Origin of the sequence: Pseudomonas sp. NFIX49, from assembly GCF_900115915.1 — a bacterium.
Classification (GTDB): Bacteria; Pseudomonadota; Gammaproteobacteria; order Pseudomonadales; family Pseudomonadaceae; genus Aquipseudomonas; species Aquipseudomonas pharyngis.
Window position 1 is genome coordinate 778,528 of sequence record NZ_FOYE01000003.1, and the last position, 14,964, is coordinate 793,491.

15 protein-coding genes are annotated in these 14,964 nt (G+C 59.1%); 2 read left to right on the plus strand and 13 right to left on the minus strand.

Annotated features, from left to right (window positions below; genetic code table 11):
- Window positions 1-13: 13 nt before the first annotated feature.
- The 7 genes from BMZ46_RS11740 to BMZ46_RS11770 all read right to left on the minus strand — a co-directional run bounded on the left by BMZ46_RS11740 (window position 14) and on the right by BMZ46_RS11770 (window position 7,378).
- The gene (locus BMZ46_RS11740; protein ID WP_011333071.1) at window positions 14-802 is read right to left on the minus strand and encodes a protein phosphatase CheZ; all 789 of its coding nucleotides are present in this window, start codon (window positions 800-802) and stop codon (window positions 14-16) included.
- Between the two features lie 18 nt (window positions 803-820).
- Window positions 821-1,192: a chemotaxis response regulator CheY gene (locus BMZ46_RS11745; RefSeq protein ID WP_003183998.1), complete on the minus strand. Its 372-nt coding sequence runs from the start codon at window positions 1,190-1,192 to the stop codon at window positions 821-823.
- A 167-nt stretch (window positions 1,193-1,359) separates the two neighbouring features.
- The gene (gene fliA, locus BMZ46_RS11750) at window positions 1,360-2,100 is read right to left on the minus strand and encodes an RNA polymerase sigma factor FliA (protein WP_011333070.1); all 741 of its coding nucleotides are present in this window, start codon (window positions 2,098-2,100) and stop codon (window positions 1,360-1,362) included.
- Window positions 2,097-2,927, minus strand: coding sequence for a flagellar synthesis regulator FleN (fleN, locus tag BMZ46_RS11755; protein WP_003222917.1), 831 nt, complete (start codon window positions 2,925-2,927; stop codon window positions 2,097-2,099). Before fleN ends, fliA begins: the two co-directional genes overlap by 4 nt.
- 113 nt (window positions 2,928-3,040) lie before the next feature.
- Window positions 3,041-4,381, minus strand: a complete 1,341-nt coding sequence (gene flhF / locus BMZ46_RS11760; protein WP_007951958.1) for a flagellar biosynthesis GTPase FlhF — start codon at window positions 4,379-4,381, stop codon at window positions 3,041-3,043.
- Between the two features lie 11 nt (window positions 4,382-4,392).
- Window positions 4,393-6,522, minus strand: a complete 2,130-nt coding sequence (gene flhA, locus BMZ46_RS11765; protein WP_074687544.1) for a flagellar biosynthesis protein FlhA — start codon at window positions 6,520-6,522, stop codon at window positions 4,393-4,395.
- Window positions 6,523-6,709: 187 nt separating this feature from the next.
- Window positions 6,710-7,378 (minus strand): hypothetical protein, encoded by a 669-nt coding sequence (locus BMZ46_RS11770; protein ID WP_039769729.1) that lies wholly within the window; start codon window positions 7,376-7,378, stop codon window positions 6,710-6,712.
- Window positions 7,379-7,904: 526 nt separating this feature from the next.
- On the opposite strand from BMZ46_RS11770, the gene BMZ46_RS11775 reads away from it, so the two are divergent.
- Both BMZ46_RS11775 and BMZ46_RS11780 read left to right on the plus strand, forming a co-directional pair.
- Entirely contained in the window at window positions 7,905-8,264 is a 360-nt protein-coding gene (locus BMZ46_RS11775; RefSeq protein WP_074687543.1) for a DUF6124 family protein, read from the plus strand.
- A 242-nt stretch (window positions 8,265-8,506) separates the two neighbouring features.
- The gene (locus BMZ46_RS11780) at window positions 8,507-10,831 is read left to right on the plus strand and encodes a hypothetical protein (RefSeq protein ID WP_074687542.1); all 2,325 of its coding nucleotides are present in this window, start codon (window positions 8,507-8,509) and stop codon (window positions 10,829-10,831) included.
- Window positions 10,832-11,072: 241 nt separating this feature from the next.
- Here BMZ46_RS11780 and flhB read toward each other — a convergent pair whose 3' ends face one another.
- The 6 genes from flhB to fliN are packed head-to-tail and all read right to left on the minus strand — an operon-like array spanning window position 11,073 to window position 14,946.
- On the minus strand, window positions 11,073-12,212 hold the full coding sequence (gene flhB / locus BMZ46_RS11785) for a flagellar biosynthesis protein FlhB (RefSeq protein WP_074687541.1): 1,140 nt from the start codon (window positions 12,210-12,212) through the stop codon (window positions 11,073-11,075).
- A 3-nt stretch (window positions 12,213-12,215) separates the two neighbouring features.
- On the minus strand, window positions 12,216-13,001 hold the full coding sequence (gene fliR, locus BMZ46_RS11790) for a flagellar biosynthetic protein FliR (RefSeq protein WP_039765607.1): 786 nt from the start codon (window positions 12,999-13,001) through the stop codon (window positions 12,216-12,218).
- A gap of 3 nt (window positions 13,002-13,004) precedes the next feature.
- Window positions 13,005-13,274 (minus strand): flagellar biosynthesis protein FliQ, encoded by a 270-nt coding sequence (gene fliQ, locus BMZ46_RS11795; RefSeq protein ID WP_007951951.1) that lies wholly within the window; start codon window positions 13,272-13,274, stop codon window positions 13,005-13,007.
- Entirely contained in the window at window positions 13,271-14,029 is a 759-nt protein-coding gene (gene fliP / locus BMZ46_RS11800; protein ID WP_007951950.1) for a flagellar type III secretion system pore protein FliP, read from the minus strand. Before fliP ends, fliQ begins: the two co-directional genes overlap by 4 nt.
- Complete coding sequence (gene fliO, locus BMZ46_RS11805) at window positions 14,029-14,487, minus strand: flagellar biosynthetic protein FliO (RefSeq protein ID WP_074687540.1); 459 nt, start codon at window positions 14,485-14,487, stop codon at window positions 14,029-14,031. The genes fliP and fliO overlap by 1 nt, the downstream gene beginning before the upstream one ends.
- Window positions 14,488-14,946, minus strand: a complete 459-nt coding sequence (gene fliN, locus BMZ46_RS11810; RefSeq protein ID WP_007951948.1) for a flagellar motor switch protein FliN — start codon at window positions 14,944-14,946, stop codon at window positions 14,488-14,490.
- Between the last annotated feature and the right edge of the window lie 18 nt (window positions 14,947-14,964).

Below are 14,964 nucleotides of genomic sequence, written 5' to 3' on the forward strand. Positions count from 1 at the left end.
TGATTCCAAAACTCTAGAATCCAAGGCTGGATAACAAATCGTCCACATCGTCCTGACCGGACACAACGTCTTCTCGTTTATCGGCATGAATCTGCGGACCTTCACCCTGCGAGAGATGTTTTTGTGGATCTTTTTCAGCAAGCATCGCCGCACGGTCATGTTCGATGCCCGCAAAGCGGTCCACCTGGCTGGCCATGAGCACGAGCTTGAGCAGGTTGCTTTCGACTTCGGTGACCAATTGGGTCACGCGCTTGATCACCTGACCGGTGAGGTCCTGGTAATCCTGGGCGAGCAGAATGTCATTCAGATTGCTCGACACCGCGCGGTTGTCCGCGCTGCTGCGTGCCAGAAAACCGTCGACCCGGCGCGCCAGTTCGCGGAACTCTTCAGCCCCGACCTCACGGCGCATGAAGCGGCCCCAATCGGCGCTCAAGGCCTGGGCTTCGTCAGCCAGGCCATTGACCACAGGGGTCGCGCTTTCCACCAGATCCATGGTGCGGTTGGCGGCAGCTTCGGTCAGTTTGACCACGTAGCCCAGGCGCTCGGTAGCGTCGGTAATCTGCGACACTTCCTCAGCCTGCGGCATGTGCGGATCGATCTGAAAATTGACGATCGCACTGTGCAGTTCACGCGTGAGCTTGCCCACTTCCTGGTACAGGCCACGGTCACGGGTCTGATTGAGCTCATGGATCAGTTGCACCGCGTCGCCGAACTTGCCTTTTTCAAGGCTTTCGACCAGTTCGACCGCGTGTTTTTTCAGGGTCGACTCAAAATCGCCCTGTGAAGATTCGTTATGCTCCATAGCTCCCCCGCGCGTTCATCAGCCGATGCGTTCGAAAATCTTCTCGATTTTTTCTTTCAACGCCTGGGCCGTGAAAGGTTTGACCACATAGCCGTTCACGCCGGCCTGGGCCGCTTCGATGATCTGCTCGCGCTTGGCTTCGGCGGTCACCATCAGCACCGGCAGGTGCTTGAGCTTTTCATCGGCACGCACGTGGCGCAGCAGATCGATACCGGTCATGCCGGGCATGTTCCAGTCGGTCACCAGAAAGTCGATGCTGCCGCTGTTGAGTACCGGAATGGCAGTGGTGCCATCGTCGGCTTCAACGGTGTTGGTGAACCCCAGATCACGCAACAGGTTCTTGATGATCCGCCGCATCGTTGAGAAGTCATCAACGATGAGGATTTTCATGTCTTTGTTCAATTCGACCTCCAAGCAGTCTTAAACGCGCCCAGCACCTGGACGCGCCATTTCAATCAATCCGGCAAAACACTCGATGACTGTCTGGAGCACAACAGATCGAGACCGGTGCCGTTCACCACCGCACCAGCCTCGTTCGCAGTGTCCCCACACTGCCTTCAGCGCGCTCGCCACTCCCCCAAACGCCCCCGCAAGCGGGCCGCGCACTGGCTGTGTAACTGGCTGACCCGCGATTCACTGACGCCAAGGACTTCACCGATCTCCTTGAGGTTCAGCTCTTCGTCGTAGTACAGCGCCAACACCAGTCGCTCACGCTCCGGCAAATTGGCAATCGCGTCCGCCAGCGCGGCCTGGAAACGTTCGTCTTCCAGATCGCGCGACGGCTCCAGATGAGCACTGGCGCCATCCTCGTGCAGCCCTTCGTGTTCGCCGTCCTGCAAGAGGTCGTCGAAACTGAACAGCCGGCTGCCCAGGGTGTCGTTCAAAATCCCGTAGTAATCGTCGAGACTCAATTGGAGTTCGGCCGCAACTTCGTGATCTTTAGCGTCACGGCCGGTTTTAGCTTCAATCGAGCGAATCGCGTCGCTGACCATACGGGTGTTGCGGTGAACCGAGCGTGGCGCCCAGTCCCCTTTTCGGACTTCGTCGAGCATCGCACCACGGATCCGGATGCCCGCGTACGTTTCAAAACTGGCGCCCTTGCTGGCGTCGTATTTGGTCGAGACTTCGAGCAGGCCGATCATCCCGGCCTGGATCAGGTCTTCGACCTGCACACTGGCCGGCAATCGCGCCAGCAAGTGGTAGGCGATGCGTTTGACCAGTGGCGCGTAACGCTCGATCAGCTCGTACTGCGCGTCACGCGCCGACTTCTTGTAGAAATTCATACCGCTGGCGGTCATAGCACAGGTCCTGCCGTTTGCTGCACGAGGCGCTCGACGAAAAATTCGAGGTGGCCGCGCGGGTTGGCGGGCAGCGGCCAGGTGTCGACCTTCTGTGCGATCGCCTTGAACGCCAGTGCGCACTTGGAACGCGGGAAGGCTTCATAGACCGCACGCTGCTTCTGCACCGCCTTGCGCACGCTTTCGTCGTAGGGCACCGCGCCGACGTATTGTAGGGCGACGTCGAGGAAGCGATCCGTGACCTTGGTCAACTTGGCGAACAGGTTGCGACCTTCCTGCGGGCTCTGGGCCATGTTGGCCAGGACGCGGAAGCGGTTCATGCCGTAATCGCGGTTCAGCAGTTTGATCAGCGCGTAAGCATCGGTGATCGAGGTCGGCTCGTCACAGACCACCAGCAACACTTCCTGGGCTGCGCGCACGAAACTGACTACCGAGTCACCAATACCCGCAGCGGTGTCGATCACCAGCACGTCGAGGTTGTCGCCGATGTCGCTGAACGCCTGAATCAGGCCGGCATGCTGGGCCGGGCTCAGGTGAACCATGCTCTGGGTGCCGGAAGCGGCCGGCACGATGCGGATCCCGCCGGGGCCCTGCAACAGCACGTCGCGCAGCTCGCAGCGGCCTTCGATCACGTCGGCCAGGGTGCGTTTGGGGGTCAGGCCCAGCAGAACGTCGACGTTCGCCAGCCCCAGGTCGGCGTCCAGCAGCATGACCCGACGGCCAAGCTCTGCCAGCGCCAGGGACAAGTTCACTGACACATTAGTCTTGCCGACGCCACCTTTGCCGCCGGTCACCGCGATCACCTGTACGGGATGCATGCTGCCCATGTTATTTCTTTACCTTGTCTTGCATAGACGGAGGCCACATTACTGGCTGCGCGTTCACAACCGGAACAATGCATGGCAGACCATCGATGTAGGTACAAAAACGGTTCATTACCTCAGCCAACCTGCTTGGTCGGACTGTGGTAGATATCAGCGAACATGTCAGCCATGGCTTCTTCGCTGGGTTCTTCCTGCATTTGCACACTGACGGCGCGGCTGACCAGTTGATGACGGCGCGGCAGATGCAGATCATCCGGAATACGCGGCCCATCGGTCAGGTAGGCGACCGGCAGTTCGTGACTGATCGCCAGGCTCAGCACTTCGCCAAGGCTGGCCGTCTCATCCAGTTTAGTCAGGATGCAGCCGGCGAGCCCGCAACGCTTGTAACTGTGATACGCGGCGGTTAGAACCTGTTTCTGGCTGGTGGTTGCCAGCACCAGATAATTTTTCGACCGAATGCCACGACCGGCCAGACTTTCCAGCTGCATGCGCAGCGCCGGATCGCTGGCTTGCAGGCCGGCGGTATCGATCAGCACCACGCGTTTGCGCAGCAGTGGATCCAGCGCCTGCACCAGGGACTGGCCCGGATCGACGTGGGTCACCGACACATTGAGGATGCGACCCAGAGTCTTGAGCTGCTCCTGCGCGCCGATACGGAAACTGTCCATGCTCACCAGCGCGATGTTCTGCGCGCCGTACTTGAGCACGTAACGGGCGGCCAGTTTGGCCAGGGTAGTGGTTTTGCCCATGCCGGCAGGACCGACCATGGCAATCACCCCACCCTCTTCCAGCGGCTCGACTTCCGGCACGGCGATCATCCGCGCCAAGTGCGCCAGCAGCATGCGCCAGGCCTGACGGGGTTCGTCGATCTCGGTGATCATCGACAGCAGATCACGGGACAGCGGGCCGGACAAACCGATGCGTTGCAGACGACGGTACAGATTGGCCTGAGCCGGACGGCTGCCTTGCAGCTGGTTCCAGGCCAGGGTGCCGAGTTGCACTTCCATCAGTTCGCGCAGGCTGTTGAGCTCGAAACGCATCGAGTCCAGAGCACGCGGATCAACGCCAGCGGAAACCGCTGCAGGCGCCGGTGCCGGACGGGCCGGAGCTTCGTAGGTCGGTTCGGTCAGCGGTTCGGCAGCGGTCAGCGGCAGGCCAGCCGTCAACGGCAGCCCGGCGAACAGCTGGCGATTGGTGTTGCCGTCGGCTTCGCCACGCAGGCTCAGTTCGGCCTGGGCGGTGACGATGCGCGACTGGGTCTTGCGCAGTTCATCCTCGAGCTCCATGTTCGGAACACGCGGGGCCAGCGCCGACAGTTTGTAATCGAGCGCCGCCGTCAGCTCGACGCCGCCGGCAATGCGGCGGTTGCCAATGATGGCGGCATCAGCGCCCAGCTCATCACGAACCAGCTTCATGGCCTGACGCATATCGGCGGCGAAAAAACGCTTAACTTGCATAAACCACTACCTCAGCCGTTGGGCCCTACTGTCGCAACGATGGTCACTTGCTTGTTGTCCGGAATTTCCTGGTAGGCCAGCACATGCAGTCCGGGAACTGCCAGGCGACCAAAGCGCGAGAGCATCGCGCGAACCGGGCCTGCTACCAACAGGATCACCGGCTGACCTTGCATTTCCTGGCGCTGCGCCGCTTCGATCAGCGAACGCTGCAGCTTCTCGGCCATGCTCGGCTCCAGCAGAACGCCCTCTTCCGAGCCTTGTCCTGCCTTCTGCAGACTATTGAGCAATATTTGTTCCAACCTTGGCTCCAGCGTGATAACTGGCAGCTCCGACTCAGTCCCTACAATGCTTTGGACGATGGCGCGGGATACGCCGACCCGCACAGCGGCCACCAAAGCGGCGGTATCTTGACTCTTGGCGGCATTGTTGGCGATGGCTTCGGCAATGCTGCGGATATCGCGCACCGGCACGTGTTCGGCCAGCAACGCCTGCAACACCTTGAGCAACTGCGACAGCGTGACCACGCCCGGCACCAGCTCTTCAGCCAGTTTCGGCGAGCTCTTGGCCAGCAATTGCATCAATTGCTGCACTTCTTCGTGGCCGATCAGTTCACTGGAGTGCTTGTACAGAATCTGGTTCAAGTGGGTCGCAACCACGGTGCTGGCATCGACCACGGTGTAACCGAGCGATTGCGCCTGGGCGCGCTGGCTGACTTCGATCCACACCGCCTCCAGGCCGAAAGCCGGATCTTTGGCGGTAATGCCGTTGAGCGAGCCGTAGACCTGACCCGGGTTGATCGCCAATTCGCGATCCGGATAGATCTCGGCCTCGGCCAGGATCACGCCCATCAGGGTCAGGCGATAGGCGCTCGGCGCCAGATCGAGGTTGTCGCGGATGTGCACGGTCGGCATCAGGAAGCCCAGATCCTGCGAGAGCTTCTTGCGCACGCCCTTGATCCGCGCCAGCAATTGCCCGCCCTGATTGCGGTCCACCAGCGGAATCAGGCGGTAGCCGACTTCCAGGCCGATCATGTCGATCGGGGTCACGTCATCCCAGCCCAGCTCCTTGGTTTCCATGGCGCGGGCCGGCGACGGCAGCAGTTCCTGTTGACGCTTGACCTCTTCCAGCGCGATGACCTTGGCCACGTTCTGCTTCTTCCAGAACAGGTAAGCGCCACCGGCCGCCAGTGCAGCCATGGTCAGGAACGAAAAGTGCGGCATGCCCGGCACCAGGCCCATGACCGCCATCAGACCGGCCGCCACCGCCAGCGCTTTGGGCGAGGCGAACATCTGGCGATTGATCTGCTTGCCCATGTCTTCCGAGCCGGAAGCACGGGTCACCATGATCGCTGCAGCTGTAGATAACAACAGTGATGGCAATTGCGCCACTAAACCGTCACCGATGGTCAGCAAGGCGTAAACCTTGCCCGCGTCAGCGAAAGTCATGTTGTGCTGGAAGATACCGACGGCCATGCCGCCGATCAGGTTGATGAACAGAATCAGCAAACCGGCGATGGCGTCACCGCGCACAAACTTGCTGGCACCGTCCATCGAACCGTAGAACTCGGCCTCCTGGGCCACTTCCTGACGACGGGCCTTGGCCTGGGCCTGATCGATCAGACCGGCGTTGAGGTCGGCGTCAATCGCCATTTGCTTGCCGGGCATCGCATCGAGGGTGAAACGCGCGCTCACCTCGGAGATCCGCCCGGCACCTTTGGTTACCACGACGAAGTTGATGATCATCAAGATCGCGAAAACCACGATACCGACCACGTAGTTACCGCCGATCACCACCTCACCGAAGGCCTGAATCACCTTACCGGCAGCGGCGTGGCCATCCTGACCGTGGAGCATCACCACCCGCGTCGACGCCACGTTCAGCGCCAGCCGCAACAGCGTCGCCACCAGCAGGATCGTCGGGAACACCGCAAAATCCAGCGGCCGCAAGGCGTACACGCAGACCAGCAGCACGACGATCGACAGGGCAATGTTGAAGGTGAAGAACACGTCGAGCAGGAACGGCGGCACCGGCAACATCATCATCGCCAGCATGACCAGCAGCAACAGCGGCACACCCAGATTGCCCCGACTGAGGTCGGCAATGTTCGAGCGAGCACTGTTGATTAACTGAGAGCGATCCACCGGTTTTCCCCGTTCCTTTAAAGCAAACTTTTGACGCCCGAAGCGGGCGCAGGGCGGCTACTGCAAGAAGCCTTCCAACTTTTGCCAAGGCGTGAAACAGAGGGGGTGATGAATGCACAAAGGGGCGGCACGCACGTCGTGCGCCCGCCCCTGTTCAGCGATGTTCACTGAGATGAAATCCCGATAGTCAACTGGCTACCGGAATGTGCGCCGAAGTGATCGGACCGAAAGAGAGGGCTGCATTATCCAGATAGCGCGTGCCCCTGAACACGCTGTGACCACCAACATCGACAACGTCCTCCTCCGTATACATCAGTACCACCATGGTGACAGGCGCGACATCAGTGGACTTCGCATGACCCTCCATCAGATTCAATGACCATTCGAAACGCATGAATGGCAGGTCGCTGATTTCAATCGGAGGAGCCCCCGCATCCAGCCGAAAGTACTGCCGCGTCGTGATGCGCAATTGGTTGCCGACTACCGTGAACGAGGGTTTTCCATATCGTTGTTCTACGGGCCCGCCATTACTCGCCCACTGGTCCATGTAATGACCGGGGTCGGTAAATAGAGCGAACAACGACGGGTTATCGCGGATATTACCGGCTGCGCCAAAGAAGTCGTTGTAGGAGTGGTGATACGCAAACCCGGCCAGTTCAGGCCGGATCGCATTGCTGGGATTATCCAGATAACTCGGAATGAACTGATTGGCCATGACCAGAAAGTTGAGAAAGTCCAGCTTCAGGTCGAACGTCACCTCATAGAAAATGGCCCGCTCGCCTGCGTCCCTTTCCAGCTTCCCTGAAACGAACTCCATCTCCATGCCCGGCAGTTTTCGGTAAACGCGACTTGTCATGATCTACCCCGGATTTCCAGTGAATGAGTTATCAACCACTGCGTTCGCAGAGTGCGAACAGGCAACGGCGTGAATTCCGGATTTATAAGGCGCCTGGGAACAACACGCGTCTACTGTCAGAACTAACAGGTCGCGGGACATTTCAGACCGACGGCACCCATTGTCTTTTAAACGCTGGTGTTTAAACGAAACCTTCAGACACGCCTTACAGGCTACGAATTCTTGCGCCGCTGCCTACAGCTACGCCAGAATCCGCCGGCTTGTGCGCCTTGGGGGCGGGTTTTATTGTGAGTCGGTCGCTGACGAATCAGCGATCGGGTTTAGCGACTCGAACTTTCTCAGCGCATCAGCGTTCATGGCTTCGTTGTGGGACTCTTCGTCCGCAATTCCGTTATGGCGGCTGTATGCGGGAGACCTTTGGGTCTACCGGGGTGCCTGAGACCGGTTCGCTAACCTGCGTACAGCTGCCACCTTCACTTGTTTAGCGACAGGGGGAAAGTGGCTCCATAACCTCAGGAGCTTCATCATGATCAAACCAACACCCAACCCACCCGAAACCGATCCCGCCTCGCCCTACGAATCCCTCGATTCCAGAAAGCTTCACGAAGCCGCCGACCGCGCCCTCGATCACTATCTCTGCCCGCCCGGCTCCACGCCACCACCGCGCAAGACCCGCAGAATGTACGCCGTCACCGCGGACTTCAAAAACGAAGAGCTGCTGGCCGATGCCTGCGAAACCCTCGCCTCGGCCAGAACAATCGTCAATGACTTCACCCACCTCATGCCCGCCTCCCAGCGCAGGACGCTGATCGGCATTGGGCAACTGATCATGCTCGGCGAGCTGGCAGTGAATCGGGTGCTGGATAATCTGGAAATACCGAATTAAAGCGTCGCCACTGCCGCCCTCCTGTGGGAGTGAGCTTGCTCACGAACGCTGACTTACAGGCAACACATCTTTCCAGACAAAAAGAACCGCCGTTCCGAATCAACCGGGACGGCGGTTTTTTCATACAGTACACGACCACTCGTCGCAAAACCGCCGTCACCTGTCAGATCTGTCAGGTGCGAAATTCATCGTTTAGCGCTCTGATAGCTCCTGCCCGTTCCCACCGCGCAGGAGCCTCATCCGTGACCACTTCAACCCCACCGGACAACACCGTTCTCGTCCTCTATCCGCCAATCGTCAATGGCCACACCACGCCCGTAGAAGGTGCGCATATCGGAGTGCCCCTGGTCGCCTATGATCTGGTCACCGATGGTGAAGGCGCTGTCGTTCTCGTCGATCCGCCGCCGACGGGCACCATGAATCCCGGAGACATCATGGAGCTTTGGCTTGAGGGGGAACCGGCAGCACTGGACAGCGAAACCATTGTCGATCCGAACGCACGCACCACGCTGCGTATTCCCAAGGGTCGACTACATCCGGACCGGGTCAACAAGCTGTACTACACGATCAGGCGTGGAAGCAGCAATTTAGGGACGTCCACGCCCCCGCTCGAAATACTCTATAACCGCATCCGCCCCGGCCTGAAGGATCGCCTGACCGACCCCGGTGGCCACTCCGAACTCAAATTGCTACTGCCCGATGAGATCAAGAACGGCGTCGGCCCGGATTTCGTCAGCGCCGAGGTGTGCGTTGCCTATCCATATTGCCGGGCGTATGACCTCATCACCCTCAAGTGCAATGGCGAACTGCTGGAGCCCAAGCCCAGGGTCAATCGGAATCAGGCGCCGCAACCGCCGAATCCCGGTGACGAAATCCCCATTACCATTTGCTTCACCATCACCCGCGCCTTTCTGGACAAGGCGAAACGTCAGGACAAAAAACTGCATTTCTCCCACACCGTCACCGATCAGCTCGGCAACGGCCCGGACACCGATGCGCCGTGGTCGCCCGTGCAGAGTGTGGATGAGGATCTGGATGGCGTCTTACTTCCAATGCCAATTCTGCTTGAACGTAAAGAGGACTATCCCGGTGATGACGCGAGCATCATTGATCTGGAAAAACTGGCGGGTAATCCATTGCTGCTGGTCGTGATCACCAAAGACAACCGCTTTGTGGTGGGTGACGAGATTGTGGCGACCTATACCACTACAGGGCAATCCGACCCCGTGGTAGTCCGGGGCAAAGTCGAAGAGGATCCCTTCACTGGGAAACTGCCCTGTTTCCTTGAAGTGCCCAATGACAAGGTCTTCGCTGGCAGCAAGGTGACTGCGAATTATGAATTGCACAGGCCCACAGTTGGTTTGGTGGGAATTTCCAACATGGCTACCGCAACGGTGACAGGGACCGCCCCGGTCAATCTGAAGCCGCCAACACTGGTGGCACCGGCGACCAATCCCATTGATGTGCTGGCCTACGAAAACGGAGTCACCGTGCGCGTCGAGCACCTGTCAGCATTGCCGGGTGACCAGGCTCGGTTGCTGGAAGTTAACCCGTTACCCGGCGCAGAACCCTTTCCAATACTGACACTCAACCAGAACAAGCGCGCCAACTTCAAACTTGACCCAGCGTTTCTCGTGGCACGGCGCGGGACAGCCATCAAGTTACGCTGGGAATTGATTCGAGGAGGAGAACCCGAAGGCGAATCGACTGATTTGACGCTGACCATCCGATCTATCGCCGAGGATGATCCGCGCTTGCCGACACCCAATATCGCCGGCAATACGAGTTCAGAGCTGAAGGTTCAAGAACTCACAACAGATGCGCGGATTCTCGCAGTGAAATGGCCACTGTTCGAGACTGGGCAACCGATCTGGGTGACCTGTTCAGGCTTCGACAAGAATGGGGATCCCGTCAACAAAGACGTCAGGTCGGGAGAGCCCAATGATTCAGCGGATGGATTGTCGGTGCTCGCGCCGGTTGAGTGGTTGAAAACACTAAAAGATGGAAGTGAGCTGACGATTGCCTGTGCGGTCAATCTGGACGGATCTGCAATTGAAGCTGAAGCGGTGAGTTTTCCGCAACGCTCTTACATAATAAAAAGTTCCATTTCAATATATGAAAACTTTGACAGCGCTCCGAAACAGAATATCTATGAAAATGAACCTCTAACACTTGATACCGGCCTGACTATAAATGTATTAAAAAATGCAACCGGTATTCATTATAACGCAATACTTACCGACCCATCCCCTCCAAGACTTCAGACTATGCAGATTACTGCCGGCTCGATAGTCAAATTTAGTTGGGAGGGCCTTGCGACCACAATAAAACTCGAGGTTCGTCAATCTATCAGACCGAGCACTATTATTTTCCTTGACCCCAGCGGTAACACAATAGAAACCAGGCAACTTCCTTATCGCTACAGTTACGACCTAATCCCAGTTGATTTTGAATATAAAGCGCCTGCAGGACAATATATTTCGCACTTTCAGATCAATGCAGCGCCAACAAACACCGGTATCGTCGAACCACGCTGGTTCTATCTAGATGACCTTACGATAAACTAAAAAAAGGGGACGTAAAAAAGGGGACGTATTTGAATGGCACTTACTTAACATGTTTAGCAGGAGAAAAAAGGGGACGTATTTATTTACCAGCAAATTCGCTCCCACAGAGAAATGCATTCCAGATGTGGGAGCGACGGTTCGACCTGCTCGCGAAAGCGACCTCACAAACAACACAGCTCATCGGGCATAAAAAAACCGCCACCGGATTCAACCGGATGGCGGTTTTTTTGTTTCATCAGTATCAGGAATCGCGCCGCAGATCCGGCGGGATCGGCAGATCGTCCTTGAGCGGTTCCGGGAACTTGCCCTTGCCCGCGCGGTGCTGGCGGATCTGGTAGACGTAGGCCAGGACCTGGGCGACCGCCAGGTACAGGCCGCCGGGGATTTCTTCTTCCAGCTCCGTGGAGTAATAGATCGAACGCGCCAGCGCTGGCGATTCGAGGAGCATGACGTTATTGGCCACGGCGATTTCGCGGATCTTAAGCGCCAGGAAGTCGCTGCCCTTGGCCAGCAGCATCGGCGCCCCGCCCTTCTCGGCGTCGTACTTGAGCGCCACGGCGTAGTGGGTCGGGTTGGTGATGACCACGTCCGCATCCGGGATCGCCGCCATCATCCGCCGCTGCGACATCTCGCGCTGGAGCTGGCGAATGCGCTGTTTGACCTCCGGCCGCCCCTCTTGATCCTTGTGTTCGTCGCGCACTTCCTGCTTGGTCATCTTGAGCTTCTTGATGCTCTCCCAGATCTGCACGGGCACATCGACAGCGGCGATGATGATCAACCCGCACGCCAGCCACAGCGAGCTCCAGCCCACCAGTTGCAAGCTGTGGATGATCGCCCGGTCCAGCGGCTCGTGAGCGATGCGCAGCAGGTCGTCGATGTCCGAATTGAGTACCACCAGCGCGACGCCCAAGGTGATGAGAAACTTGGCCAGCGCCTTGAGCAGTTCGACCACGGCCTTCATCGAGAACATCCGCTTGAGGCCCGCCGCCGGGTTCATCCGGCTGAACTTGGGGGCCAGCGAACCGGCGGCGAACAACCAGCCGCCCAGCGCAATCGGCCCCAGAAAGGCCGCCAGCAACAACGTGATCATGATCGGTTGGATCGCCAGCAATGCCTGCAATCCGGAACTCATCAGGAACGTCGCCATGGAGCGCTCGTCCATGATCACTTCCCGCGACAGCGTGAAGTTCTGGCGCATCAGGTCCATCAAATCCTGCGCCAGCATCCCGCCAAAAATCAGCAGCGCGGCAGAGCCGGCGAGCATGATCGCCAGGGTGTTGAGTTCCTTGGAGCGCGCAATCTCACCCTTTTCCCGGGAGTCCTTTTTGCGCTTCTCCGTGGGGTCTTCTGTTTTGTCCTGACCGCTTTCGCTCTCAGCCATGACTCAGCGCGCCTGTGCCAGTTCGCGTAAAAACTGCAAGGCCTCGGTGGCCAGCGGTTGATACTGATTGAGAATGTCCGCCAGCCCGACCCAGACGATGAACAGGCCGAGCACCAGGGTCAGCGGAAAGCCGATGGAGAAAATGTTCAGCTGTGGCGCAGCGCGGGTCATCACGCCAAAGGCGATGTTGACCACCAGCAGCGCAGTGACCGCCGGCAGCACCAGCAACAACGCGGCGCCCAGCACCCAGCCAAGCTTGCCGGCCAGTTCCCAGTAATGCGTGGTCATCAGCCCGCCGCCGACCGGCAGCGTGGTGAAGCTTTCGGTGAGCACTTCGAACACCACCAGGTGCCCGTTCATCGACAGGAACAGCAAGGTCACCAGCATCGTGAAGAACTGCCCGATCACCGCCACCGACACGCCGTTGGTAGGGTCGATCATCGAAGCGAAGCCCATGCCCATCTGGATCGCGACGATCTGCCCCGCCACCACGAAGGCCTGAAAGAACAATTGCAGAGAGAAGCCCAGCACCGCACCAACGAGAATCTGCTCGGCAATCAACAGCAGACCGCTGAGGTCCAGCGGGCTGACCGCCGGCATCGGCGGCAGGTTGGGGGTGATCACCACGGTGATCGCGAAGGCGAAGTACAGACGGATCCGCCGGGGCACCAGCGTGGTTCCGAAGACCGGCATCACCATCAACATCGAGGCGACGCGAAACAGCGGCAGCATGAACGTCGCCACCCAGGTACTGATCTGGGTATCGGTCAGCTGAAGCAGCGATTGCATGGCTTAGCCGATGACCATCGGAATGTTTTTGTACAACTGGGTGATGTATTCCATGAACGTCTGCACCAGCCACGGGCCGGCGACGATCAGCGTCACCAGCATCACCAGCAGACGCGGCAGGAAGCTCAGGGTCTGTTCGTTGATCTGGGTGGCGGCCTGGAACATTGACACCAGCAGGCCCACCAACAGACTCGGGACCACCAGGATCGCCACCATCATGGTGGTCAGCCACAGGGCCTCGCGAAAGATGTCGACCGCTACTTCTGGCGTCATGGCGATACACCTCCGAAACTGCTGGCCAGGGTGCCGATGATCAGCGCCCAGCCATCCACCAGCACGAACAGCATGATTTTGAACGGCAGCGAGATGATCAGCGGCGACAGCATCATCATACCCATCGCCATCAGCACGCTCGCGACCACCAGGTCGATGATCAGGAACGGGATGAAGATCATGAAGCCGATCTGGAACGCGGTCTTCAGTTCAGACGTCACGAAGGCCGGCACCAGAATCGTCAGCGGCGCCTGATCCGGCGTCGCGATGTCGGTGCGCTTGGACAGGCGCATGAACAGCTCCAGGTCGCTGGAGCGGGTCTGGGCGAGCATGAAATCCTTGATCGGCACCTGGGCCTTTTCCACTGCCTGCTGGGCCGTCAGCTTTTCCGCGAGGTACGGCTGCAAGGCATCGTTGTTCACGCGATCGAACACCGGCGCCATGATGAACAGCGTCAGGAACAGCGCCATGCCGGTGAGGATCTGGTTCGACGGCGTCTGCTGCAAGCCCAGGGCCTGACGCAGGATCGAGAAGACGATGATGATCCGGGTGAAACTGGTCATCAGGATGACGGCGGCCGGAATGAAGCTCAGCGCCGTCATGATCAGCAGGATCTGCAGGCTGACCGAATACTCCTGCGCGCCCTCGGCATTGGTGCCCAAAGTGATCGCCGGGATCGACAACGGATCGGCGGCGAATGCCAGCGGCGCGGCCAACATCAAGGCCAGGGTCAAGACGATGCGCAACGCACCCATTACTTCTTATCCTTCTGATCCTTGCCGAGGATCTTCAACAGATGCTGGGCAAATTCCGGAGTCGCTTTGTCGGCGGTGCTCGGCACCTCGACCGGCTCTTTGAGCACGTGCAGCGCAGTGATGGTTCCGGGGCTGAGGCCGAGCAGGATCTGCTCGTTGCCGACCTGCACCAGCATCAGACGGTCACGCGGCCCGAGCGCGCGGGAACCGATCAACTCGATCACCTGGCCCTTGCCGGCGGGACCTGCCTGCTGCACCCGGCGCAACAGCCAGGCGAGGAAGAAAATCAACCCCAGCACCAGCAACAGACCCAGCACCAGTTGCGTCAGCTGACCCGCCACGCCGCTGTTGACGGCCGGCGCAGCCGCCGCTGCCGTGGTCGCCACCGGCTCGGCCGCCAGCACGCTGAACGGCAACGCCAGTGCCAGGCCGAACAACGCCCCCAGAAGCTTTTTCACTCAGCGCAGCTTCTTGATGCGTTCGCTCGGGCTGATCACGTCAGTCAGACGAATGCCGAACTTTTCGTTGACCACCACCACTTCACCGTGAGCGATCAGGGTGCCGTTGACCAACACGTCCAGCGGCTCGCCGGCCAGACGATCGAGCTCGATCACCGAACCCTGGTTGAGTTGCAGCAGGTTGCGGATGTTGATGTCGGTGCTGCCCACTTCCATCGAGATCGACACCGGGATGTCGAGAATCACGTCCAGGTTCGGACCGTCGAGGGTCACTGGATCGTTGTTCTTCGGCACGCTGCCGAACTCTTCCATCGGCAGACGGTTGGAGCTCGAAGCACCTGCATCGGCGGCCAGCAGCGCGTCGATGTCGGCCTGCCCGGCTTCACCGGTTTCTTCCAGGGCGGCAGCCCATTCATCGGCCAGTGCCTGATCGTCCTGGGTGTTCATATCGTCGTTCATCATTTGTCCTCGGCGGGC